This is a genomic window from Paenibacillus sabinae T27 (assembly GCF_000612505.1).
GTDB classification, from domain to species: domain Bacteria; phylum Bacillota; class Bacilli; order Paenibacillales; family Paenibacillaceae; genus Paenibacillus_AQ; species Paenibacillus_AQ sabinae.
The window spans coordinates 5,038,237-5,061,639 of sequence record NZ_CP004078.1 but is presented as its reverse complement, the minus strand read 5'-3'; the positions used below and the strand labels follow the sequence as shown (position 1 = coordinate 5,061,639).

Genomic DNA, 23,403 nt, shown 5'->3' with positions numbered 1-23,403 from the left:
ACGGCCAGCCCGTTCGATTGCCGAAATCAATAGAAATGTATAGCAAAGAAAAGGATACGCCCTTTTCCAGATGAGGTCAATTTCCCCGGCGGACAGGCGATTACCGTGACGTACGTTTATTTTTAAGAAAGTGTTGACAGAATAAAAATAAGGGTGTATATTTATCTTAACTTAAAGATAATTAACTTAAAGATACACGAGGAAAGATGGAGGTGATGGAAATGAGCGGATCGAAAGAGGAACTGATCGTAGCCGGAGATGTACGCGGCCGGGATGAAGCGGCGTCGCTGAAGCTGTTCGTCGTCCTGTCCAAAGCTTACCGGAGTCTGATGGACCGGGCCGTCAAGGATATGAAGAACTACGGGCTGTCGTCCGCCGAGTTTATGGTGCTTGAGGTGCTCTATCACAGAACCCGCATTCCGCTGCAGCAGATTGGAGAGAAGATTCTGGTCACGAGCGGAAGCATCACCTATAACATCGACAAGCTGGAGAAGAAGGGGCTGCTGAAGCGTGTTCCCTGCAGCGAGGACCGGCGCGTAACGTACGCCGAGATTACCGATGAGGGCCGGAAGCTGTTCGACGAGATTTTTCCGAAGCATGTATCCATGCTGCACGGGATGATGGGCGGACTGAATACGGAGGAGAAGGAGCAGGCAACCGAATGGTTGAAGCTGCTGGGAAAAGGGGCCGGTTCCTAGCTTATTGCCGGGAGGCCCGCAATTTTTTGCCTAATATCTTAAAGTAAAGATTATTAAAGACAAGAGAATGGAGAGGATTAAAAATGATTAGTGTAGGATTGCTGTTGATTCGTTTGTTTATCGGTGTTGCGTTTATCGGCCATGGGGCGCAAAAGCTGTTCGGCTGGTTCGGCGGCTACGGCCCGAAGGGAACGGGCGGCTGGATGGAATCGGTTGGCATTAAGCCGGGTGTGGCGATGGCGGTGCTGGCCGGAATTCTGGAGCTTGGCGGCGGACTCTTGTTCGCGGCGGGCCTGTTCACACCGGTTGGGGCCGTGATGCTGATCCTGGCGATGGCCGGTGCGATGAAAGTGCATTTGTCGAACGGTTTCTGGGCTACTGCAAACGGTTATGAATATCCATTGACCTTGCTTGTTGTAGCGGCTGGCGTAGCGTTTGCGGGTCCGGGTTCCATTTCGCTGGATCATCTGTTGTTCTAATCCGATTGACCTTCTAATTTCTAGTTTCTAATATCGAGAGGAGAATGATTATTATGACACTTCAAACTGCAGGTATTCACCATATTACAGCGTTCGTTCAGGACGCTCAGCGGAACGCGGACTTTTATGCAGGCATTCTTGGTTTGCGGCTCGTGAAAAAAACAATCAACTTCGACGCGCCGGAGGTCTATCACCTGTACTTTGGCAACGAAAACGGCGCGCCGGGCACAATCATCACGTTCTTCCCTTCGCCTATCGGACGTAAGGGAAGAATCGGCAGCGGCATGGTCGGCGTGACAACCTATGCCGTGCCTGCCGGGTCGCTTGGATTCTGGGAACAGCGGTTGAACGCCTATGACATCCCGTACACCACCGTTCATCGGATCGGGGAGACCTATCTTTCCCTGGCTGATTACGACGGCCTGCGGGTCGAACTGGTAGAGCGTGAAGAGGGGCCTTTAAGCGCTTGGTCGTTCGGTGGAATTCCGGTAGAGCATGCCATTAAGGGATTCGGCGGAGCGGTGCTGTACAGCATAAATCCGGCGAGCACGGAAGATACGCTGGTCAATACGCTCGGTTTTGAAAGAATCGCCGAAGGAGACGGTTATGTGCGCTTTAGAGCGGCGGGCCCGTACGGCAACATTGTGGATATCAAGACCGACCCGCTGCCTTTTGGGGCGGGGGGAAGCGGTACGGTGCATCATATTGCGTGGCGCGCCAAGGACGACGCCGAGCAGCTGGAGTGGAAAGACTTCGTAGAGAGCCGGGGCTTTCATGTGACTCCGGTGCAGGACCGGAATTACTTCAACGCCATCTACTTCCGTGAAGAAGGCGGCATCCTGTTCGAGATCGCGACAGACCCTCCCGGCTTTGCAGTTGACGAGGACTCCGAACATCTGGGCGAGAAGCTGATGCTCCCGGCATGGTATGAGCCGCACCGGGCGGCGATTGAGACCAATTTGGCACCTTTTGAGGTGCGGGAAATCGAGGTGAAGTCAGAATGATTCATATTTTCCGCCAAGGTACGGATGCCTCCAAACCGACGCTGGTGCTGTTTCACGGAACGGGCGGCGACGAGCATGATCTGATTCCGCTCGCCGAGATGCTCTCTCCGGGCTCTTCCGTCCTCGGGATACGCGGCAGCGTGCTGGAGAACGGGATGCCCCGTTTCTTCCGCCGCCTGGCGGAAGGCGTGTTCGACGAGGCGGATCTGATTGCCCGAACGCATGAAGTTAAGGCCTTTCTGGACGAGGCGGCGATGAAATACGGCTTCGATCCGGCCCGCCTTGCCGCCGTCGGGTATTCCAACGGAGCCAACATTGCAGGCAGTCTGCTGCTGCATTACGGAAATGTATTTTCTTCCGCGGTGCTGCTGCATCCGATGGTTCCGCTGCGGGGGCTGACATCGCCGTCCTTAAGCGGCGTGTCCGTCTTCATCGGAGCTGGGGTCAACGACCCGCTCATTTCAAAGTCGGAGACCGAAGAGCTTCAGGAGCTGCTGGCCGGTGCGGGCGCGGACGTAACCGTGCAATGGAGCAATCAGGGGCACCGGGTGAGCGCCGCCGAAGCGGAGGCCGCGAAGAATTGGCTGGATCGCCAAAGCTTCCAGGCTTAAGCCGGATGCTTGCTTAACGGGCAATTCCGGGACGAAGCAGGCGCCGCTTCTATCCCGTTCATCATAACGGAAGGACGCAGAATTACGGCGGTATGCCGGGTTCTGCGTCCTTTTTTTAATGACAAAATCATGATATTGATATTGGTTTTATGTACCTTTATGTTATGATGGGGAACACAAGGGGGGAATGATGAGCGGTCGACATGGCTTTAAAATGACAGAACGATTGCTCTTCTTAATTGATATGACGAACGAATCGCCGTTGACGAAAGAGATGATTTTGGATGCCGCGGAACAGGTGCTGCGGCGTTATGGGCCAGATAAAACTTCCGTTATCGATATAGCCAAATTCCTTCAAGTCAGTCACGGAACGCTGTATCGGCATTTCTCGAGCAAGGCTGCGTTGAGGGAGGCCGTTACGGAGAGATGGCTGGATATAAGCATTGCCGAACCTTTGCAGGAGATTGCGGATGGGGCTGAGGGGAGTGCCGCGGAGCAATTGCGCTTGTGGGTGGAAACGCTCATCAAGAAGAAGCGGATGCATGCTTCGGATGATCCCGAAATGTTTGTCATGTACGCAGACGTTACGGTGAGAATAGGCGACATGATCGAGATGCACATCAATCGCCTGATAAAGCAGATTGCATCGATTATCGAACGCGGCATGCAGGCGGGCGAATTCAAACCGGATTCGGCAGATGCCATTGCAAAGGCTGTGTTCATGGCAACAGAAAGCTTTCATCATCCTGCCCATGCCCAGGAATGGTCGTCCGAAACGATCGACGATGACTTCGAAACGGTATGGCGATTGATTCTTTCCGGCCTTAAGTAAAATACGCCTTTTAGAAACAGAACGGGTTATTCCGCTTGTTCGTTTCTAAGAGGCGTATTTTTTTGTTAAATACAAATAACAAAATTATAATATTGTCAGTTGACATTTGTTTTATGTCATTCTATAATCGAGTCATCAAGTACGGCAAAGACACACAATACCAAAAAAGGATGGGGATTTACGATGGAACAGAAGCTTGCGGGGAAAGTAGCGCTGGTTACGGGCGGATCGCGAGGCATCGGGCAAAAAATCGCTGAGGAGCTGGCAGCGCACGGGGCAAAGGTTATCGTCAACTACGTGAGCAGTCCGGCGAAAGCGGAAGAAGTGGTTGCCGGGATCAAACAGAGCGGCGGAGAAGCGGTGGCGATACAGGCGGATGTCAGCAAGGTGGCGGAAGTCGAGAGCCTGTTCAAGAAGACGCTGGACGCTTACGGGCAGCTGGATATTCTCGTCAACAACGCCGGGATTATTGTTACGAAGCCACTCGCGCAAATTACCGAGGAGGATTTCGACAAGCAATTTGCGATTAACGTAAAAGGGACGTTCTTTGCCATCCAGCAGGCAGCGCTGCATATGAAGGAGAACGGGCGAATTATCAACTTCTCCACATCGGTGATTGGCCATATGCTCCCGACTTATAGCACCTATGCCGGAACGAAAGGAGCCGTGGAGCAGTTCACCCGCCAGCTGGCCAAAGAGCTCGGACCGAAAGGGATCACTATTAACGCGGTTTCTCCTGGACCGGTGAACACGGAACTCTTTACTGTAGGCAAAACGGAGGAGCAGATCAAGGCGGTGGGCAGTGCCAATTCATTCGGACGCCTGGCTGAGCCGGAGGATATTTCGAAGGTTGTGCTGTTCCTGGCTGGTCCGGAATCCCAATGGGTGACGGGACAGACCTTGCGCGTGAACGGCGGATTTATTTAACCGGACGGAGAGCGGGACAACGGCACGGGCGAGGCGGAATGATTTCAGCACAAAAAAGCAGCGGCGGTCCCGGGACGTCAAATCTTCGTCTCGGGGAGCGCCGCTGCTTTGCGTTAGCAGGACCCGGCCGGGGGTGAGGTTACAGCGGCTCCTGAAGGAGGGCCTGTGCATGATTTGTCTGGGTCTGCCGCCGCGATCGGTCCTGCATCACTTTGACGAGCAGGATGCACATGGCAATGTTGAGCAGCGCCGAGAAGAACAGCAGAAAGCCGACATGGCCGTCGCGGCTCGCGTAGCCGTAGTAGACGGCATACGTATTGAGGAAGATGGTGGCGCTGTAGCCGAAGGACATCCACAAGAGGCGGCTGTCTTTGAAATAGACGTAGGCCAATAGCGCCAGCGATGCCGCCGGGAACAGGTATCGCTCATGCATGCTTGACGAGAAGGTGAATACGCCCGATATTAGGAGCAGGGCGGACAGCGATGCGAATGCGGCGCTTCGGCTGCGCAAGTAATACCAGCCTGACAGCAGCGTAGTGGCGAATATAAAGATCAGGCCCCAAATATGGCAGCTGAAGAGCAGGAGCGTAGACGAAGAATCCTCGTAATTTGCCCCGAGCAGCCCGAACAGGTTAAAAGCGTTCACCGAAGCGTAAGGGTACTCGTTCACCGTGCCGCTGTAGAGCTCATAAAGCCACAGCGGACTTTTGCCCGAAGAGAATGGCAGCGCGACGATAACAACGGTCACGGCGAAAATGGCCGCCGCTTTGAGCCAAGGACCCGGCTTCCCCGTACGCAGAAGCGCGAACAGCAGCACCGGCGTATAGATGATGCCCTGCGGCTTCATCAGAATGGACAGGGTCAGGAACAAAGCCGCCCAGCCGAGCTTCCGGCGGGTCATCGCAAGCACGGACAAGACCACGAGCATGGTGAAAAAGGAGTCGACCTGCCCCCAGAACGTGGCGTTAATCAGCACCGCCGGGTTGAACATGTAGAAACCGGCGATCAGAAAGGCCGTCTCGAACTTTAGATAGCGGCTGGCCGCTTTATACAGCAATACGGCGGTAACCGCATCCGCGAGGATCGAGGGCAGCTTGGTGAGCGTGAGAAAATAGGGCTCGATCTGCGGCAGCGTCACGATTTTGCCGGTAACGTACAGAATGTACACATACAGCGGCGGATAGTCGCTCGAGCTGGTGTCATAAAAAGTGCCGAGACCGTTTGCCGCCGCCTGCGCCCAAGTTGTGAAGAAGCGGATGTCGCCCCGGTACCCTGAAATCCAGGGGGCGGCGGCAAGCTTCAGGCACAGGCCCGCGGCCAGCAGCAGGAAGACTGCGAGCCCCCTGCGGCTTTCGTTCAAGCGCAGCTTGCCGGCCTTCGTATAATAGAAGGCTGCCGCCAGCAGCCCGGCGAACAGCGCCGCGTAGACGGCCAGCGCCGTCCTGTACTGGCCATCGCTTCCGAAGCCGCCTCCAGCGAAACCGCGGCCGCCGTTCATTCCGGACGGGCGCGAAAATCCGGAGCCGGCAGCTGCGCCTTGGCCGAAGCCGGGTGCGGTTCCGCCCGGCGCGTTCTGCGCAGCGCCCGCCGCATCGCTCCCGGAACCTGCTGCCGCACTGGCTCCGCGGCTGCCGTCCGTTGCGCTCTGCTGTCCGCCGCCTGCGCCTGCTTCTGCAGAACCGCCGTCTGTCGCGTTCTGCCGCCCGAAGGGCAGCGTTCCGTTCCGGTTCCCCGGGAACGATCCTCGCTCCCCGCTTCGGAACGAGGCTCCTTCGCCGCTGCGCCACTGCATGCCGGCGCCGGTTTCGACTGAGGCCCCGCTGCCGCTCACTTTTGCCAGAGAATAGATGCAAATCCCCAGAGATAGCACCAGCATCAGGGTCAGGCCTGCGATCCATTTATGATTTTTAATCCGGTTCATGGGCTTCTCCTCTCATTGTATATATGGAATGCTGGCCTCATTATAAAAGCGTGACCTTAAGATATGCTGAATGGCCGATGGGATTAGGGTGAATGCGAAACGGCCCGCCCGGCGGCATGATTCTTGGTATTGAACTTTTTGGATGGCATCCTTTAGTATTAAGAGATACAAAACTTTAGTATGATGAGGTACAAGACAGCTTGCGTGCCGCTGCAACGGAAAGGTAGAAAAATGGATATAACCTCTAAAGTAAACGGCCTTGAACCGGCCGACATCCGGTCTTCCCGGAAGCTGAGAATTCAATTGGCCGTGATTCTGGGCGCCGTCGCCACGATCGGCCCGCTGTCGATCGACATGTATTTGCCCGCGCTTCCCGGGCTGGGGAGATCGTTCGGGGCTTCGCCCGCGCTCGTTCAGCTCAGCCTGAGCTGCTTTCTGATCGGCCTGGCGCTCGGGCAGCTGCTATCGGGGCCGCTGAGCGATGTGTACGGACGCCGCCGCCCGCTGATGATCGGCATGGCGGTATATGCCCTGTCCTCGCTGCTCTGCGCGTTTAGCCCTTCCATCGGATTTCTGGTCGTGATGCGCCTGATCCAGGGACTGTCCGGCTCGGTGGGAGTCGTCATTTCACGCGCCGCCGTACGCGATTTATTCTCCGGTTCCGAACTGACCCGGTTCTTCGCGCTGCTGATGGTCATTAACGGCCTGGGGCCGATCGCGGCTCCGGTAATTGGCGGGCAGATGCTGCGGTTTACAACATGGCAGGGTGTTTTTTTCGTGCTGTTCGCTGCCGGCGTTCTTTTTTGCCTGACGATCTGGCTGCGCCTGCCGGAGACTCTGCCGCCGGACCGACGTTCCAAGGGCGGGCTTAAGGAAACGCTAACGACCTTTGGGAAGCTGCTGCGCAATCCCGGGTTTATGGGGTATGTCTTGTCGCAAAGCTTTGTCTTCGGGGCGATGTTCGCCTACATTTCGGGCTCATCCTTCGTGCTGCAAAATATGTTCGGCGTATCTCCGCAAATGTACAGCCTGATCTTTGCCGTGAACGGTCTCGGCATCATCATTGCCGGGCAAGCCGCCGGCCGTCTGTCGGGACGGGTCGGGGAGAGAGGCGTCCTTATATGGGGACTTATTCAATGCTTAGCGGGCGGTCTGCTCCTGCTGTATTCGATTTTGACCGAAGGCGGACTTCTTCTGCTGCTGATTGGGTTGTTCGCTGTCGTATCCAGCGTGGGACTCGTGGGGACGACCACCTTCTCGCTGGCGATGCAGGATCAGGGGGAGAACGCGGGCAGCGCATCGGCGCTGCTGGGTCTGCTTCCGCTTCTTATGGGCGGACTGGTGTCCCCGCTGGTAGGCCTGGGAGGCGGAGAAACGGCGCTGCCGATGGGAACGGTAATCGCGGGCGCAAGTCTGTGCTCCGTCCTGTCGTACACTCTGCTGGCAAGAAGGAAGGAGCGCAGATCATGAGCAGAAAAGATTTGTCCGCGCTGCTGCTGCTGGCTCTCGTTTGGGGCGCCTCCTTTCTGTTTATGCGCATCGCCTCGCCGGTCTTCGGCCCGGTCGTGACGACCGGTCTTCGGGTCGCTATCGCGGCCGGCGCCCTGCTGCTGTACGCCGCGCTTACGCGCAGCCCCATCGGGTTGCGCAAGCGCTGGAAGCCGTTTCTGCTGCTGGGCGGGTTGAACGCCGCGCTGCCGTTCTCGCTCATCTGCGCGGCGGAGCTGCATCTGAGCGCTTCCCTGGCCGCGATCCTGAATGCGACCACGCCGATCTTTGCCGCCCTGGCGGCCTGGGGCACCGGCGGGGAGAGACCCGGCCTTACCAAGGCGGCGGGACTTGTTCTGGGGCTGGTCGGCGTTGGAATTCTGGTCGGCTGGAGCCCCGAGCCGATGGACAAAACGATGCTGTATTCCGTATTATTCTCGCTCGGAGCCGCGCTGGCCTATGGCTTCGGGGGCCTATACGCCGCCCGGGTCGGCAAGGGAGTACCGCCGCTGACACTGGCCATCGGCCAGCAGCTTGGAGCGACTGTCTGGCTGCTGCCGCTGGTCGCGGTGTTTCCTCCGCCAGAGCGGCCTACGATGGCGGCGGCACTGTCGGTGCTCTGCCTTTCGCTCGTATGCACCGCCTTTGCCTACCTGCTGTATTTCCGGCTGATCGCAAGTGTGGGTGCGGTCAAGACGGTGAGCGTCACCTTTCTGGTCCCGGTGTTCGGATTGGTCTGGGGCGTCATTTTTCTGCATGAACCGGTCTATCTGAATACAGTCGCCGGTTTGGCGATCATTCTGCTGAGCATTGTGCTGATTGGCGGGCGGGTTAGGAAAGCCGTGGAGCAAAAAGGGACTTCGGCGCGTCATCTTGCAAAGGCCGAAAGTGAAATGCGGAGTTATAAGAACTGAAGCTTATAAAAATGCGTTAAGCCGCGGCATGGTGCCGCGGCTATTTTTAAAGATTACTAATCAGCTATTCCGTTCTGCCGGGTGAACCTTCTACTTTGAAGTAGAACGCTTGGTTAGGATGTCACCCTTGCCCAAACTCTTAAAGCCGACCGCTGCTCCGCCATTAAAAGAAGAAGATTCCACCCGATATTCGAGCGCGGTAAGCAATTTGCCTTGGCGGTCCATATAGCCGAATTTACCGCCCGAATCGGAATTGGATGTAATTCCAACCAAAGCCACGCCTTCTTTAAAATCAAATGCTCTATTGTATTGCTGATAGGCAATAATTAATTTGCCATTTTTATTAATAAAACCAACATTTCCACTTCGATTATACGTAATGGCTAATCCCTCACTGAATGTTCCGGCACTCTTATATTTAAAGGGAATAGCAGTCTTCCCGCTTGTATGGATATATCCCCATCTCCCCTCGGTGTTCTTCACAGCCGCCATCCCTTCGGAGAAGTCGCCCCCGTCCTCGTACTTAAAAGGAATAACCGTTTTGCCTGCCGCATCAATATACCCGTATTTCCCTTTACGGTTTTGAACTAGGGCTAATCCTTCGGAGAACCCGCGTCCACGGGTGTATTGATAAGGAATGGTCAATTCGCCGGACATATTGATAAAACCCAATTTACCGCCTTTCGGCGCGTAGGCCACGGCCAAGCCGCTGGTGAAGTAAAAGTCGGAGTCGTATTTCTTAAAGAAGACATGCACTGTTTTTCCCGACCGGTCGATTATAAGCTGTTTATCCGTATCGGGAATGGACACATGAGCCACGCCCTCCGAGAAATATCCCCCGTCCGCATACTTGCAGGGAACCGCCAATGCGCCTTTGGTGTTAATGTAGCCTATTCGTTTGGTTGTCTTGTTTATCACCAGTGCCCGCTGCTCGAAGAAATCGCTTAATGGTTTAATGTTGTCAGGCAGAATAAAGGCTTCTTGTCCTTTGGTGTTGTAGTAGGCAAGCGTGCCATCCGATTGTTCGGCGAAAAGTAAGCCATCATGGAATTGTCCGTCACTTGCGGGCCGTACGGGGCTGTAATCTATCGGCGTTTTTGACAACTCCATCCGCTTTACGGATGAATCTGCAAATCCTGTACCCGAAATGAGGATTGCAGTACATAGAACCAATAAAGCCCAACGTTTTCTCATCCTACTCACCACTCCTTATTATGGAAAAAGGATCCAATGATAAAGACGATCGGATGGCAGATAAAGTTTCGCGCATTCCGGATTACGGACAGCGAAAGGCTTTTATTCTTGTGTCCAATCCGTAACTTCCTTAAGGAGCGGCTGTCCGAATGACGGTGTTGGTTTTTAACGCGGAAGCTCGTATGATACACTAGAACAAGTCGGATTCAGCTTTTAAAGGCAGGTACGAAAAATGCATACAAACAAACATAGACAGGAACAGATAAAGCTGGTAAGGCTGCTGGTGTCGATTTATCGCGTCAAGGCGGTTCGGGCGCTGTTTCCGGTAATCATTATTGCGCTTGTGTACTTAGAGGGGCAGCATGAACTGAAAGGGGTCAAGCTTGCCCGGACGCTGCGTGAACTCAGGCATGTTCCGGTGCCGGATATTCTGCGGATGATGGCGGCGGCGCTGGCGGCGGTTGCGGTGATGAGCGCCTACGATTTTCTGATCCGTGCCCACTTTCGGATGAAGACCGGGGTATGGAGCACCTTCCGCTATTCGTGGATCGCCAATACCTTTAACAATTTGATCGGCTTTGCCGGTCTTGCGGGAGTCGGTCTGCGCACGCTGCTCTATAAAAAAAGCGGAGTGCCCACGGCGGTCCTGACTCCGGCCATTGTCTTTTTGTCTCCGCTGATGATTACGGGCCTGTCGCTGCTGTCCTGGGCCAACCTCTTCGGCATCCTGCCGGCGGAGGAGCTGCTGCGCGAGCACCGGTGGTTGGTGTTCGCCGTTTGGGGCATGGCGCTCTATCTGCCCTTTTTTATCATGGTCCAGCGTTCCTCCTTGTTCGCCAAATGGATTAACCGGGGAGAAGGGAGAACGCCGTGGATGACGGTATACGCCTCGGTCGCTTCTTCGCTGCTGGAATGGCTGGGCGCCGGATTTACTTTTGCGATGATCGCGAGGTATATGCTGGACGGCGCTCCTTTTCAGCCGATGATGAGTCTGTACGTCATTGCGGCGATTGCGGGCATACTCAGCATGGCCCCGGGAGGCATCGGCGCATTTGATCTGATTGCGCTGCTCGGATTGCAGCAGATGGGGTATGCAAGTGAGCGGGCGATGGCGGTGCTCGTCATCTTCCGGCTGTTCTATTATGTCGTTCCCTGGCTGATCGGGCTGGTGCTGGCGGCGTTCGAAATCGGACAGCAGGGCATCCGGCTGCTGCGTGGCACGGCTATGGAGACGTCTCTGAACACTTGGCAAAAGATTTGGGGCTGGCCCGGACAGTACACCTTTCTCAGCGATCTTGGCGGATGGGCGCTCGGCAAGCTTGTGCTTGTGTCCGGCCTGATTCTGCTGCTGTCGGCGGCCACGCCCGAGTTAATGTACCGGCTGCGCTTCACGGAGGAGCTCCTGTCGCTTCCGATCATGCGGCTCTCGCATCATTTGTCGGTAGTGATCGGCTTTATGCTGGTGCTGCTGTCGAGAGGGATATCGCTGCATGTCCGCAGAGCCTATATCGGGTCGGGCATTCTGCTGGCTCTTGGAGCGGTGTTCGCCTTCGCCAAAGGGTTCGATTACGAAGAGGCGATCTTTCTGCTGCTGGTCGCCTTTCTTCTGTGGATTTCAAGGGCGCGTTTCTACCGGATCAGCGCGCCGATCTCACGGCAGAGCCTGCTGGGATGGCTGATGCTTACTTCTTTCATCGCTCTCAGCTATTATCTGCTGGCAAGCTATTCGCACCGCGGCTTCTTCAAAGCGCTGCGGCCCGGCGAGGCGACCGAGTGGCTGCAGCAGCACGGCCATTTTGCCTATACGGCTGCGGGCGGGTTGGCGGCCGCCTGGCTGCTGCTCTCCCTGGCCGCGGTGCTTCGGCCCAACCGGCGGGCGGAGGCGCTGACCGCGCCGCCGGATATGGAACGGCTGCGGCGGTATCTGGAGATGGAATCCGGCAACGCCCTGACCCATATGCTCTTCACGGGCGACAAGAGCTTCTACTGGGCGCAGGACGGCAAGGTTATGCTTCCCTTTGCCAGGGTGCGGGACAAGCTTGTCGTGCTCGGTGACCCGCTGGGCCCCAAAGAGCTGGTGAACGACGCGATCAGTGAGTTCCGGACAGAGGCCGACAGGTACGGTCTTACCGTGGTCTTCTATCAAGCGACGCCCGCCTACTTACCGATTTACCATGAGCAGGGCTACCGCTTCTTTAAACTCGGTGAAGAGGCGCTGGTGCCGCTGGAACGGTTCACCCTCAGTGGCAAAAGAAACAGCGACTTGCGGAGCGTCGCCCGCCGGTTCGAGCGCGAAGGCAGCACCTTTGAACTGGCGAAGCCTCCGTACGGGGCGGAGCTGCTGCAGGAGCTTCGTTCGATTTCCGACGAATGGCTGAGAGGCCGGGCGGAAAAAGGCTATTCGCTCGGATGGTTCGACGAATCGTATCTGCAGCTTGCGCCGCTGGCCCTGCTGCGGAATGCCGAAGGCGCCGTCATTGCCTTTGCCTCGCTTGCGCCGGGCTACGACGACGGGGTTACCGTATCCATCGACCTGATGCGCCATCGCCTGAAGAGCCCGAACGGAACGATGGACTTCCTGTTCATCTCACTCCTGGAATGGGCCAAGGCCGAGGGGTATGTAAGGTTCAACCTCGGTAATGCGCCCCTGTCCAGCGTCGGGCGAAATCCCGGCTCGCTGCGGGAAGAGAAAATCGCCCATCTGGTCTTCAAGCGCGGAGGGCATTGGTACGGCTTCTTAGGCCTCCGCCGGTACAAGGAGAAATTCTCGCCGGAGTGGGAGCCCCGCTATCTGGCTTATCCCGTCTCCCTGTCCCTGCCCGTGCTGACGCTGGATCTGGTAAGGCTCGTTTCCCGGCAGCCGAAAGTACGGAAATAGTAAAAAGCTGTCCCTTGAAGCCGCCAAGAGCGGCTGAGGGACAGCTTTTTATTTTCATGGAATGTGCAGGAATTTGCAATTTTGTCTTCATTTTAAACGGTGCTACTGCTTTTTTCCTAAAATACTGTAAATAAATACACGAAATGGACTTCAAATGTTAAAATAAGGATGTGAAAAAAATAACATAACTGGGGGTTATGGAATGAAAAACACAAAGAACTTGTCCCTGCTCATTTTGATGCTGACGCTTACCCTGACAGCCTGCGGAAATTCGAATAACAACTCGGCTGCGACTGAAAGTCCGAGCAGCGAGCCAACGGCAGCGGCAACCGGTACAGCGGATTCTTCTCCGGCGCCGGCTGCGGGTGCTTTTAAAGACGGAGTCTACAAAGCGGAGTATGACCGCAATGATGTGCGGAACTGGAAGGCTTATGTGGAAGTGACCGTAACCGGAGGCAAAATCGGGAAGGCCTATTATGATTACACTAACGAAGCAGGCGAGCTCAGAAGCAAGAACGAGGCCTATATCAAAGGATTCTCGGAAGCGAATAAATTCACGCCCCGCGAAGCCTTCGACAAGCTGGGTCAAGAGCTGGTAGCCTCACAGGACGCTGCCAAGGTCGATGCGGTTTCCGGCGCGACTCATTCGTCCAGAAACTTCAATGAGCTTGCCGCCGCCGCTCTGGTCAAAGCGGAAGCCGGAGACACGGCGACCGCCGTCGTTCCGCTGTATGAGGACGGCACGTATAAGGTAGCAGCCGATGCCTTCGACAGCCACGGCTGGAAGCCGCAGATTGATCTGGAGATTAAGGACCACAAGATCGCAAGCGTACAATTCGATTATGTCAACGAAGCCGGAAAGCTGAAGACGGAAGACGCCGGATACAAGACGGCGATGGAAGCCAAGAGCAAGACCTATCCGGCCAAATATACGGAAGAATTGGAGAAGCAGCTGGTAGAGAAGCAGTCCATCGGTTCCGTGGACGCGGTAAGCGGGGCGACGACCTCCTCGAATAACTTCAAGGCGCTTGTGGAGTACGCGCTGGATGATCTGGCGGAAGTCGGCGATACGAAACCAGCCGCAATCAAGATTGAAGAATAAGGACATCATAATAGCATAATGCCAATAAGCCTGCCGTAGCCCTTATGGGCTCTGGCAGGCTTATTTATCTGGTATACGACGGTCCGGGTCTCCAGTCGAAACGGAGGGGACCCTTGAGGATTTCGAAGGCGGCGACAGACTACTTGCTAATGGCCTCAAGCGGCAAAGCGGCGGGGCTTTAGCTTCGGGAGAGCCCCCACAGCAGCGCCGCCGCGAACAGGACGAGCAGCAGCGCGGCCGTATCCCGTCGCCCCCAGCTCAGAACAAGCCAGGGCGTCCGCGGCTTCGAAGGGTCATAGCCGCGGGCTTCGATGGCGGTGGACAGCTCGTCGCCCATGCCGATGACCTGCAGAAGCAGGGGAACCGCCATCAGCGAGATCTGCCGCGGCGTCCAGCGCGCTAGCCCCCGCTTCCGGTTGCCCCGGGAAGCGAGCGCCATCTGCAGCGCGGAGATTTTTCGCAGAATCCAGGGAATAAACTGCAAGGTTACGGACACGGCGAGCGACCAATTCCGCGTTTGGACGCCCAGTCTTCCAAGCGGCTTGATGGCCCACTCCAGCCCCTCGCGCAGCGGCGCTCCCGAGGTGGTCTCGGTGAACAAGAAGCCGAGCGAAATGAGCAGCCCCAGCCGGAGGACGGAGAGACCGCCGGTCAGCGCGCCTGCGGGAGAAAAGGCGAAGGAGGCGCCGCCGCTCCATGAAAAGGCCGACAGAAGCCACAGCAGCAGAAACATCGGCAGGAACGGCCGGTAGAACCAAACGGTCCGTTTCCGCGTTATGCCCCCGCAGGCGAGAAGTACGGCTACCAGCACCGAGGCGGCCCCGAGCGGAAGCGCGCTCGTCATTCCGAGAATGACGAGCGACCATAGCGCCATCGCCAGCCATTTGACGCGCGGATCGAGCTTCCGCAAGGCCGATCCGGCCGGGCGGCTGGCGCTGCCGAACGCGTCGCTCTCGGCAGGGGCGGCGAGTGCGCCGGCGCCAGCCGCCACGGCAGCCGTTGTGTTGGCGGCGTCGGCGATTGAGTTGGCGGCGTCGGCATCCGCCGGAAGCTGCGAAGCGCAGCGGTCGCCTGCGGCGGCGCGCCGTCCGCTTTCGGCCACCCGGGCGCCGTCCGCTGCCGTCAGCCCGCGGGCCTCCGGCAGGGCTGCGCTGCCTGCCGCCGCAGCTGCGCCAGCGGCGGAGAGGGAGCGGCCAGCTGCAGCAGGCCGCTCACCGCCACCAGCCCCCGGACAGGCTTCGCCTCCGGGATAAGCAAGGCGAAGCGGGTCCAGCTTCGCCAGCAAATCCCCTGCGCCGGCGGGCAGCGCATCCAGCCCGCCTTGGCGCATGAGCATCCGGCCGATCCGGATATAGGCCGGAGGTTCCAGGCCCGCGTCTTCCAGCACGCGGGCACCGTTCCACAGGCCGTCCGGCGGCCCGCTGTAGCGCAAGGTTCCTTGCGCCAGCACCGCGACCTGATCGGCCAGTGGGAAGAAGCAGTCCAGATCGTGCGTGGCGACCACGATCGTATAGCCGCCGCGCTTCAGCTCCGCGGCGGTCTCCAGCAGCGCGCGGACGGCGGGCGGGTCGAGCCCGGCCGTCGGCTCGTCCAGCAGGAGCAGCCGCGGCCGGGGGGCGATCGCACCAGCGATGCAGACCCGGCGCTTCTCGCCGCCGCTCAGCAGGAACGGCGAGCGCGGCCCGTAGCGCTCGGGATCGAGCCCTGCATGCCGCATCGCCCGGTCCGCCGCCTCGCTGCGCCGGGGCACGGGGATGGCCCGCTGCTCCAGGCCGTACTCGACATCCTTCCTGACGCTGCCGGCGAAGAGCTGGCTCTCCGGCTGCTGGAAGACGATTGAGACGGATGCGGATGAGTCTCCGCTCGTATAGTCAATGCGGCCTGCGTCCGGCTGCTCCAGCCCGGAAAGCAGCCGCAGCAGTGTGGACTTGCCACTGCCCGTTACGCCGCACAGGACCGTAAGGCCGCCCTCCGGGATCAGCAGATCAATGCCGCGCAGGGCGGGGAACCGGCCGTAACGGAAGGACACGCCCGTCAGCTGTACCGGCATAGCGCCTCCTCCAGCTGCTGCTCCGTCAGCGGCAGCAGATCAGACGGCCAGCCGTTCTCCCGCATCATCCGGCCGATGCCGATGACGGGTGAATCCTCCCAGCTAAGCGCGGCCGGCAGCCCGGAGTCGTAAAAGAGCGTCCGGGGATCGCCGTCGTAGACCAGCCGTCCATGGTCCATGACGGCCACGCGGTCCGCCGCCGCCAGCTCTTCCATCCGCTGCGTTACCCACAGCACGGTTACTCCCCGCCGCCACAGTTCACGGCTCAGCTCGAAAATTTCTTTGCGGGAGACGGGGTCCAGCATCGAGGTCGCCTCGTCAAAAATAATCATTTCCGCTTCCAGCGCCAGGCAGCAGGCGATGGCCAGGCGCTGCCGCTCGCCGCCCGACAGCTCGGACACCGGCGCTCCGGCTTTGTGCCCAAGGCCCGTCTGCCGCAGGGCGTTTAGCGTCCGCGCCTTCATTTCCTCCCGGGAGATCCCCCGGTTCTCCAGACCGAAGGCGACATCCTCCTCCGGCGTCGAGCCGATACTTTGGGCTTCCGGGTTCTGAAAGACGAGCTGGATGCTCCGTTTGACGGCGCTGCGGCTTTCGGCGTACCGCAAATCGAGCCCCGCCGCCGTCAGATGGCCTGAGGATGGAATGAGCAGTCCGTTGAAGGTCCGGACGAGGCTGGATTTGCCGCTGCCGTTGGCCCCCGTCAGCGCGATCCATTCCCCTTTTTTGATATGTATAGTAATATCCTGAAGCACCGGCAGGCTCTGGTAGCCGTCCCGCAGTGTCAGGTTCAAGTGACTGGCAAGAATCATGATGACCGCTCTCTTTCTTGTAAGACTGACACTCGCTTGCGTTAACGATTATATCAGATTAACGCGTTGCTGTATTCGGGATTAGATGTTATATTGGTCTAAAAAAATGGAGGATGTTTATCCCATGAACAGATGGTCCTTGCGCGGACTTATTTTCAGTGCGCTCTTTGCGGGCGTGATGATCGCGTTAAGCTCAATGAAAGTGTCGCTTCCTTTTTCAACGGTGCCTATTACTCTGCAGACGCTGGCTGTTATGCTGGCCGGTTCCGTGCTGGGCGCCCGATATGGAACTATCGCCGTCCTGATCGTTATCGGCCTCGCCGCCGCCGGTTTTCCCGTGTTGGCGGGAAGAGGAGGTCTGTCCGTCCTTGTCGGTCCGACCGCCGGTTACATCTTCGCCTGGCCGGTTTCAGCCTTCCTGATTGGATGGTTCGCCCAGCGGATGTCGAAGGGCAAGTTCACCGTCGGCAAGCTGCTCCTGGTGAACTTCCTGTTCGGCTCTCTGCTGGTCTACCCGAGCGGCGTCGCCTGGCTGGTTCACTCGATTCCAAGCCTTGATACGCTGCCCAAAGCGCTGACCGCGGGCATGCTGCCGTTCCTTCCGGGGGACTTCCTCAAGGCTGCGCTGTGCGCATCGGTTGTGACCGCCGTATGGAAGGTCTATCCGATTGAGCGGATTGTGGGCGGGTCAAGCGGAGCTTGGCTCGGTAAGAACGCGTACGAAGAAAAAGCCTAGACTGAAGCGTCTGAATCATATATACACCGCAGAAGTCCGTTCTCATCAATAATACAGCAGCCCAGCCGTCCGCATGCATCTCGCGGATCGCTGGGCTTGTTGTGTTTGAAGCGTGGGTTTTGTCTGTATGGAGCCCGGCGCCGATTCGCCGGTTATATAAAATGAACTTGAGATTTTCCCATTTGGGTATCGTGTATAACTGCGAGGAATGTTTGGACTTCCGGCCGCTGCCCATCTCCAGATTTCTTGATTACACCGCTCTTCACGGATGAAATCCGGAGACAGCCTATGCTTTCGAAGCGAGCTTTCCTCCGGAAAGCTTTCGGGCGATCGCTATCGCTCCTACAGTTCCAAACTTCCCCTTCGTTACTCTCACCCTGATGTCATTTTTTTAAGTTCATTTTATATAGCTCTTCTTTGCCTGTTTATTGATTTTTGCGGCCTTTTCAGTCCGGGGAGCGGCTTCGGAGCGGACCTCGTCGCCGTCACCGCCCGGCTGCTCCAGCGGCAGGGCCCATACGGATACGCCGCCGCCGTTTACCGGAAAGACGGCCCATCCGTCTTCGCCGATTTCAACGGTGTCTTCCCGGCTCAGCGTCAGATCGGCCCAGACCTCACCGGCGCGTTCCTCGCCGACGAACATGCTCTTCTCGCCGTCGTCTCCGTTCGATACCACGACTGCGCAGCCCGAGCCCGGGATCTCCTCGACTCCCCGGCGCACCCAGCCGATCGTGTTCGGATGATCGAAGTAATCGTTCTGTTCACCGTAGGCTTTATGGTAGCGGGCGGACAGCAGCCGGTCGATGTCTTCGCGCTTGCCGGGAATCTCCGTCGGTCCGCCGATGCCGTAATAATCGCCGTAAAATACAACGGGATACCCGTCCCGGCGAAGCAGGATCAGCGCATACGCGCTCAGCTTGAACCAGTCGCCGACCCAGGATTCCAGCGACTCGTGGGGCTGGGAATCATGGTTGTCGACAAAGGTGACGGCATGGGTGGGATGTGTCTGCACCAGCGTATCATCGAATAGGGTGGTCAGATCGAAATCCCGGCCGCTGAGCGACACGGCATGGAATTTATAATGGAGCGCCACATCGAACAGGTCGATCTGATAATCAACGGTGTCCAGAAACTGGCGGCAGGCTTCAACGTCTGGATTCCAGAATTCGCCGACAATATAGAAATCCTCCCCGCGCTTACGGGTCATTTCTGCCGCGAATTCGCCGATAAATTCATAATTGATGTGCTTGATGGCGTCCAGCCGGTACCCGCTGCATTGGAGGGTATCGACGAGCCATTTTCCCCATTCCAGCATTTCCGACCGTACAACGGGGTTGTCGTAATCAATATTGGCGAACATCAGGTAGTCGTAGTTTCCGAACTCGTCGTCCACATTGCGGCTCCAGTCCTTGTTCTCCCCGATAATCTTGAAGATGCCGGTCCGGTCTTCCCCGGCGTCATAGTCCGTACCGTTAAAATGCTCGTGGTTCCATTTAAAGGAAGAGTACTGGTCGCCGCGCCCGGGAAACGTGAATTTCGTCCAGCCTTCAATTTCGAACGGTTCGGATATGACCTCCAGCCGGTTCTCCGGGTCGACTTCGACGACCTGGAACACCTCCGTTTCATCCGCGCCGGCTTTGTGATTCATGACCAGATCGACATAGACGGCAATTCCATTCCTGACGCATTCGGCAATCGCGTCGATCAGATCCTGCTTTGTTCCGTATTTCGTTCGGACGCTCCCTTTTTGATCGAACTCGCCCAGATCGTACAGATCGTATACACCGTACCCGGTATCTTCGTTCGATTGGCCCTTCGTCACCGGCGGAATCCAGACTGCATCGATTCCCGCCGCTTTCAGGTCCGGCGCAAGCTTTACCAGCCGCTTCCAATGCTCACCGTCGGCGGCGACATGCCACTCGAAGAACTGCATCATCGTATGATTGCGTTTCATCATGATTTGCCTCCCTATTCCTGCTTCATTTCCAGCGGCGCACAGATTGAGTCCATTATATGTAAATCATGATGGGTTGTTGAACAGATCGAGCTGCAGCGGCGCAAGACCGCTGTCGTCTCCGCCAAGCAAAGCCTGCAGCTCCTTGGCATTCGGGGTAGCGTCCCCCGCTGAATTATTGTTGAAGACCACATATACGTTCCGAGAGTCCTTCTCCAGCTCTTTCAGCCGGTCCCGCCATTCCGTCAGTTCTTCCGTGCTGTAACGGTACAGATAGCGAAGACTGCGCCAATCTGGGCGGCTGCTCTGATGCCACCCTTTGGCGTTCCGTCCATGCATCCGCACATAGGTCGCCTCCGGCGAAGTCGCCACGGACACGATCGGAATGGACCCTGTTCCAGCCTGCGGCTCGTCGACCACCGTATGAATCCAGCCTTCTTTTTTCATAAAAGCAAGCGTCCGCTCCCGGTATTCTGCGCTGTACCAGGTGGAGTTGCGGAATTCCAGCGCGCAGGGCACATCTTTCATCCGTTCCCTGGTCTCGCGCAGCGTATCCACGTTCTCCTTCGTACAGTCGAACCACGGCGGGAACTGAAAGAGCGTCATGGTCAGCTTGCCTGCTGCAATGACGGGCTCTATGGAAGTATGAAACGCCTGGAACATGTCCTCGGCGGTATCGAAGTAATTCTTTTTGCCCCGCAGATGTCCGGTCATTCCCTGATAGGCTTTGACAATGAACCCGAAATCGTCAGGCGTCTGGCTTACCCATTTAACGTAATTTTTCACCGGCTGAACGGCATAGAAGGAGCTGTCGATTTCCACTATGGAAAAATGCGCGCTGTACGCGGGCAGCCGGTCGGCGGGCTTGATTTTGCCGTACAGCTCTTCATGGTCGCCGAATCCCGTCAAACCGATCCTGATCACAAGGCTCTCCTCCTATTCTTCCCATTGTTAGCCAAAATGTGTCCGGCCAGTCCCCGGATATCTTCTATTTAAACTGAAATGAACGGCGGAAAAACAACAAAAAGATTAAAGTCCCGCCGGCCCTCATCATAAAGGCGAATATACAGAAAAGGAACCGCCTCCCATAACAGGGGCGATTCCTTTTGTCTTATCCGTCGGCAGAGGCTCCGATGCAAGCAGCGGGGTCCGCTTGAAAGCGGACCATTTCGGAGCCAGCCGACAGATGCACGGCATTGCGACCGCCCCGTTTGGAGGCGTACAGGGCATGGTCGGCTTCCGTAAGCAGCGCCTCTAGCGTACTGCCGGGCACAGCCTCCGTGACGCCGAAGCTGACGGTGACGTTGATGCGGCCGTTAGGCGACTCCAGGCTTGCGGCCTCGATCGCCCTGCGGATACAGTCGGCCAGCCTCGCCGCCTCATCCAGTGAAGTGTTCGGCAGGCACAGCACGAATTCCTCGCCTCCGTAGCGTCCGAACACATCGCCCTCACGAAGATGACCGCGGCAAATATCCGCAATATGGCGCAGTGCCGAATCCCCGCACCCATGGCCATAGCGGTCATTAATGCTCTTGAAGTGATCGACGTCAAACAGCGCGATCGACAGGCGGCCGCCCTCCTTCAAGCAGCGCTCCAGCAGCTCGCTGCTTCGCTCCATAAAGTAGGTGCGATTGCAAATGCCCGTCAGGCTGTCCATCGTGGCCAGCTGCCGGAGCCTGTCCTGAAGCAGCGTACGTTCCGTCACATCGATCAACACGATCATCCGCCCGGCCACTTGCCCGCCGCGCTTGCGAACGAGCGAGGAACGGATTTCGTAATAGTAGATGCTGTCTCCATTCTCCCATTGCAATTCCCGTTCCTCCTGAACGAGGGGATCGGCCTCCATAGCATAGGCTATCGCGTCCTTGCCGCCGGGGAGAAAGATCCGGGCCAACTGATGGCCGATGGAGGCGGCATCCAACCCCTGAATCATTCCGGCCGCGGCCCGGTTGAAGTCGACGAGCCGGTCGGAAAGGTCCATCACGAGCACGCCGTCGCGCATGCTTTCGAACAGGTTGCTGCGTGCGATCGGCGCGGCGGTCAGCATGCTTCTGGAGAGAATGGCCCAGATGTAAAGCGCGGAGGTCAGGCTCATAATGACCGGTACCGGGTCCATGCCGTAAGGTGTCTTACCTATCAAGTACATAAAGGAGCCTATCGTAGGCAGCGTGAGCCCAAGCAGGATGGTCAGGAACTGCCGGCGGTACACCCGCTTCATCTTGTTCCACTGCGCCAGCATGAGGCAGGCAGCTGCCAGCAGGCAGCCGAAAGTAAAGCTGCCGTGAACGATATAGCCGGGCCCCATGACGAAATCAACCAGCGGCGCGGGCGATAACGGACGCAAATACATTGATCGGTAGAACAATTGGTGATAGTCATTGGTCCAGACCATGACGGTGGTCAGACAGGGAATGAAGCCGAGAACGATCAACCGTGCTCTTGTAATCAGCCGTTCCATTCCCAGAAAATGAATGACCATAATCAGGCTGGCGGGCGCAATGAACGGCATGCCCAGGTATTCGATTTTGAGCCACAGATTAATTTCCGCAAGCGAATGGCTGGACAGCTCCAGGGCGAATCCGAAGGTATAGATAGCGGAAGCGCATGTGCTGACGATGAACGCTTTGACACCCGCGAAATCCGTTTCCTTGAAATAGGCGAAGAGGGCGAGCAGCGCGCTCAGTACGCCGGATAAGGCGACGATGACAATGTAATTTGAGATAAACGACCCCATCCGGAGCACCTCCTTTCAATAGATAAACAGACCTTTACCCGAAAAATCAGCCTTTCTGTTTCATTATATATCGGCAAATGAGCGGAATTTTGACAATCCAATTAGCTGGCTGGACAAAATGACGGAAATTCGCCGAAGCTATTTTACTTTTTGTCTAGTGTCGATAAGAGGGGAGCGGTGTAACATGTTAGTTAAAGCTACATCGGAAAGGTAAATTTGCTGTTAATGTTAATTTTGGTGTTAACTAACATCACATTTTATAAAAAATTCAGGGATAGGGGGAATATTGATGTCACTTATTGCGACAAAAGTTCCTGAAATTCAATTCGAAAATGTGGAGATGCGCTATCAGACGGATACGGCGGATGTATTGGCGCTGCATCAGGTGAGTCTGGATATCGCCAAGGGGGAGTTCGTCTCGCTGCTCGGGCCGTCCGGATGTGGAAAGACGACGCTGCTGCGGCTCATGGCCGACCTGATCGAGCCGACGAGAGGCAAGGTTACCGTAGCGGGCAAAAGCGCCAAGGAGGCACGGCTCGCCCAGAAATACGGCATCGTGTTTCAAAGCCCCGTGCTGTACGACTGGCGCAAGGTGAAGGATAACATCACGCTGCCGCTCGAGCTGATGGGCGTCAAGAAGGCCCGCCGCGACGAGAAGGCGCTTGAGCTGCTTGAGCTTGTCGGCCTCCAGGGCTTTGCCGACAAATATCCGTGGCAGCTGAGCGGTGGGATGCAGCAGCGGGTGGCCATTGCCCGGGCGCTGTCCATGGAGCCGGAAATTCTGCTCATGGATGAGCCGTTCTCGGCCCTCGACGAATTCACGCGCGAGCGGCTGAATGAAGAACTGCTGTCCGTATGGAGCAAGGTGGGCAACACGGTCGTATTTGTAACTCACAGCATTCCCGAATCCATCTTCCTGTCCGACCGGGTCTTCGTGCTGTCTCCGCATCCGGGACGCCTGTCGGCTGTCGTTGATATTCCCCTGCCGCGTCCGCGGACGGCCGAAATGAGAAACAGCCCGGAATTTTTTGATCTGATCGCGGGCATCCGCGACAGCTTTGAGGGAGTGTAA

At 57.1% G+C, this 23,403-nt stretch carries 19 protein-coding genes and 1 pseudogene; 12 read left to right on the top strand and 8 right to left on the bottom strand.

Going from position 1 to position 23,403, the window contains the following annotated elements:
- Positions 1-221: 221 nt before the first annotated feature.
- The 6 genes from PSAB_RS23295 (at position 222) to PSAB_RS23270 (ending at position 4,551) form a co-directional block, all read left to right on the top strand.
- A complete protein-coding gene (locus PSAB_RS23295) occupies positions 222-698 on the top strand; it encodes a MarR family winged helix-turn-helix transcriptional regulator (protein WP_025336964.1) in 477 nt (158 codons plus the stop codon).
- Between the two features lie 83 nt (positions 699-781).
- Positions 782-1,177, top strand: coding sequence for a DoxX family protein (locus PSAB_RS23290; RefSeq protein WP_025336963.1), 396 nt, complete (start codon positions 782-784; stop codon positions 1,175-1,177).
- Between the two features lie 53 nt (positions 1,178-1,230).
- Positions 1,231-2,181, top strand: coding sequence for a ring-cleaving dioxygenase (locus tag PSAB_RS23285; RefSeq protein ID WP_025336962.1), 951 nt, complete (start codon positions 1,231-1,233; stop codon positions 2,179-2,181).
- Entirely contained in the window at positions 2,178-2,792 is a 615-nt protein-coding gene (locus PSAB_RS23280) for an alpha/beta hydrolase (protein ID WP_025336961.1), read from the top strand. The genes PSAB_RS23285 and PSAB_RS23280 overlap by 4 nt, the downstream gene beginning before the upstream one ends.
- A gap of 190 nt (positions 2,793-2,982) precedes the next feature.
- On the top strand, positions 2,983-3,624 hold the full coding sequence (locus tag PSAB_RS23275; protein ID WP_226991741.1) for a TetR/AcrR family transcriptional regulator: 642 nt from the start codon (positions 2,983-2,985) through the stop codon (positions 3,622-3,624).
- Positions 3,625-3,807: 183 nt separating this feature from the next.
- Positions 3,808-4,551: an SDR family oxidoreductase gene (locus tag PSAB_RS23270; RefSeq protein WP_025336960.1), complete on the top strand. Its 744-nt coding sequence runs from the start codon at positions 3,808-3,810 to the stop codon at positions 4,549-4,551.
- Between the two features lie 139 nt (positions 4,552-4,690).
- Here the strand turns inward: PSAB_RS23270 and PSAB_RS23265 are convergent, their stop codons facing one another.
- The gene (locus PSAB_RS23265) at positions 4,691-6,472 is read right to left on the bottom strand and encodes a glycosyltransferase 87 family protein (RefSeq protein WP_025336959.1); all 1,782 of its coding nucleotides are present in this window, start codon (positions 6,470-6,472) and stop codon (positions 4,691-4,693) included.
- A gap of 231 nt (positions 6,473-6,703) precedes the next feature.
- On the opposite strand from PSAB_RS23265, the gene PSAB_RS23260 reads away from it, so the two are divergent.
- Both PSAB_RS23260 and PSAB_RS23255 read left to right on the top strand, forming a co-directional pair.
- A complete protein-coding gene (locus PSAB_RS23260; protein ID WP_025336958.1) occupies positions 6,704-7,942 on the top strand; it encodes a multidrug effflux MFS transporter in 1,239 nt (412 codons plus the stop codon).
- On the top strand, positions 7,939-8,874 hold the full coding sequence (locus tag PSAB_RS23255; protein ID WP_025336957.1) for a DMT family transporter: 936 nt from the start codon (positions 7,939-7,941) through the stop codon (positions 8,872-8,874). The genes PSAB_RS23260 and PSAB_RS23255 overlap by 4 nt, the downstream gene beginning before the upstream one ends.
- A gap of 90 nt (positions 8,875-8,964) precedes the next feature.
- Here the strand turns inward: PSAB_RS23255 and PSAB_RS23250 are convergent, their stop codons facing one another.
- Positions 8,965-10,068 (bottom strand): WG repeat-containing protein, encoded by a 1,104-nt coding sequence (locus PSAB_RS23250; RefSeq protein WP_025336956.1) that lies wholly within the window; start codon positions 10,066-10,068, stop codon positions 8,965-8,967.
- Between the two features lie 232 nt (positions 10,069-10,300).
- On the opposite strand from PSAB_RS23250, the gene mprF reads away from it, so the two are divergent.
- Both mprF and PSAB_RS23240 read left to right on the top strand, forming a co-directional pair.
- The gene (gene mprF, locus PSAB_RS23245) at positions 10,301-12,946 is read left to right on the top strand and encodes a bifunctional lysylphosphatidylglycerol flippase/synthetase MprF (RefSeq protein ID WP_025336955.1); all 2,646 of its coding nucleotides are present in this window, start codon (positions 10,301-10,303) and stop codon (positions 12,944-12,946) included.
- A gap of 202 nt (positions 12,947-13,148) precedes the next feature.
- Positions 13,149-14,048 carry an FMN-binding protein gene (locus PSAB_RS23240; RefSeq protein ID WP_025336954.1) on the top strand — a complete coding sequence of 300 codons (900 nt, stop codon included), beginning with the start codon at positions 13,149-13,151 and terminating at the stop codon, positions 14,046-14,048.
- A 178-nt stretch (positions 14,049-14,226) separates the two neighbouring features.
- Here the strand turns inward: PSAB_RS23240 and PSAB_RS24805 are convergent, their stop codons facing one another.
- The 3 genes and pseudogenes from PSAB_RS24805 to PSAB_RS23230 form a co-directional block, all read right to left on the bottom strand.
- Positions 14,227-15,552 carry an energy-coupling factor transporter transmembrane component T family protein gene (locus PSAB_RS24805; RefSeq protein WP_476739334.1) on the bottom strand — a complete coding sequence of 442 codons (1,326 nt, stop codon included), beginning with the start codon at positions 15,550-15,552 and terminating at the stop codon, positions 14,227-14,229.
- Between the two features lie 42 nt (positions 15,553-15,594).
- A pseudogene (locus tag PSAB_RS26655) lies at positions 15,595-16,098 on the bottom strand (energy-coupling factor ABC transporter ATP-binding protein); the annotation flags it as partial.
- The gene (locus PSAB_RS23230) at positions 16,083-16,907 is read right to left on the bottom strand and encodes an energy-coupling factor ABC transporter ATP-binding protein (protein WP_025336952.1); all 825 of its coding nucleotides are present in this window, start codon (positions 16,905-16,907) and stop codon (positions 16,083-16,085) included. The gene PSAB_RS23230 and the pseudogene PSAB_RS26655, both read right to left, overlap by 16 nt.
- A 124-nt stretch (positions 16,908-17,031) precedes the next feature.
- On the opposite strand from PSAB_RS23230, the gene PSAB_RS23225 reads away from it, so the two are divergent.
- Positions 17,032-17,643: a biotin transporter BioY gene (locus PSAB_RS23225; RefSeq protein WP_025336951.1), complete on the top strand. Its 612-nt coding sequence runs from the start codon at positions 17,032-17,034 to the stop codon at positions 17,641-17,643.
- Positions 17,644-18,040: 397 nt separating this feature from the next.
- Here PSAB_RS23225 and PSAB_RS23220 read toward each other — a convergent pair whose 3' ends face one another.
- The 3 genes from PSAB_RS23220 to PSAB_RS23210 all read right to left on the bottom strand — a co-directional run bounded on the left by PSAB_RS23220 (position 18,041) and on the right by PSAB_RS23210 (position 22,331).
- Positions 18,041-19,597, bottom strand: a complete 1,557-nt coding sequence (locus PSAB_RS23220) for an alpha-amylase (RefSeq protein ID WP_025336950.1) — start codon at positions 19,595-19,597, stop codon at positions 18,041-18,043.
- 66 nt (positions 19,598-19,663) lie between these two features.
- Entirely contained in the window at positions 19,664-20,521 is an 858-nt protein-coding gene (locus PSAB_RS23215; protein WP_025336949.1) for a DUF72 domain-containing protein, read from the bottom strand.
- 187 nt (positions 20,522-20,708) lie between these two features.
- Complete coding sequence (locus PSAB_RS23210; protein ID WP_025336948.1) at positions 20,709-22,331, bottom strand: histidine kinase N-terminal 7TM domain-containing diguanylate cyclase; 1,623 nt, start codon at positions 22,329-22,331, stop codon at positions 20,709-20,711.
- Between the two features lie 289 nt (positions 22,332-22,620).
- On the opposite strand from PSAB_RS23210, the gene PSAB_RS23205 reads away from it, so the two are divergent.
- Positions 22,621-23,403 carry an ABC transporter ATP-binding protein gene (locus PSAB_RS23205; protein ID WP_025336947.1) on the top strand — a complete coding sequence of 261 codons (783 nt, stop codon included), beginning with the start codon at positions 22,621-22,623 and terminating at the stop codon, positions 23,401-23,403.

Excerpts from the sequence above, each read along its gene's own strand:
- PSAB_RS23295 (WP_025336964.1), top strand. The coding sequence starts at position 222 with ATGAGCGGATCGAAAGAGGAACTGATCGTAGCCGGAGATGTACGCGGC.
- PSAB_RS23290 (WP_025336963.1), top strand. The coding sequence starts at position 782 with ATGATTAGTGTAGGATTGCTGTTGATTCGTTTGTTTATCGGTGTTGCG.
- PSAB_RS23285 (WP_025336962.1), top strand. The coding sequence starts at position 1,231 with ATGACACTTCAAACTGCAGGTATTCACCATATTACAGCGTTCGTTCAG.
- PSAB_RS23280 (WP_025336961.1), top strand. The coding sequence starts at position 2,178 with ATGATTCATATTTTCCGCCAAGGTACGGATGCCTCCAAACCGACGCTG.
- PSAB_RS23275 (WP_226991741.1), top strand. The coding sequence starts at position 2,983 with ATGAGCGGTCGACATGGCTTTAAAATGACAGAACGATTGCTCTTCTTA.
- PSAB_RS23270 (WP_025336960.1), top strand. The coding sequence starts at position 3,808 with ATGGAACAGAAGCTTGCGGGGAAAGTAGCGCTGGTTACGGGCGGATCG.
- PSAB_RS23265 (WP_025336959.1), bottom strand. The coding sequence starts at position 6,472 with ATGAACCGGATTAAAAATCATAAATGGATCGCAGGCCTGACCCTGATG.
- PSAB_RS23260 (WP_025336958.1), top strand. The coding sequence starts at position 6,704 with ATGGATATAACCTCTAAAGTAAACGGCCTTGAACCGGCCGACATCCGG.
- PSAB_RS23255 (WP_025336957.1), top strand. The coding sequence starts at position 7,939 with ATGAGCAGAAAAGATTTGTCCGCGCTGCTGCTGCTGGCTCTCGTTTGG.
- PSAB_RS23250 (WP_025336956.1), bottom strand. The coding sequence starts at position 10,068 with ATGAGAAAACGTTGGGCTTTATTGGTTCTATGTACTGCAATCCTCATT.
- mprF (WP_025336955.1), top strand. The coding sequence starts at position 10,301 with ATGCATACAAACAAACATAGACAGGAACAGATAAAGCTGGTAAGGCTG.
- PSAB_RS23240 (WP_025336954.1), top strand. The coding sequence starts at position 13,149 with ATGAAAAACACAAAGAACTTGTCCCTGCTCATTTTGATGCTGACGCTT.
- PSAB_RS23230 (WP_025336952.1), bottom strand. The coding sequence starts at position 16,907 with ATGATTCTTGCCAGTCACTTGAACCTGACACTGCGGGACGGCTACCAG.
- PSAB_RS23225 (WP_025336951.1), top strand. The coding sequence starts at position 17,032 with ATGAACAGATGGTCCTTGCGCGGACTTATTTTCAGTGCGCTCTTTGCG.
- PSAB_RS23220 (WP_025336950.1), bottom strand. The coding sequence starts at position 19,597 with ATGAAACGCAATCATACGATGATGCAGTTCTTCGAGTGGCATGTCGCC.
- PSAB_RS23210 (WP_025336948.1), bottom strand. The coding sequence starts at position 22,331 with ATGGGGTCGTTTATCTCAAATTACATTGTCATCGTCGCCTTATCCGGC.
- PSAB_RS23205 (WP_025336947.1), top strand. The coding sequence starts at position 22,621 with ATGTCACTTATTGCGACAAAAGTTCCTGAAATTCAATTCGAAAATGTG.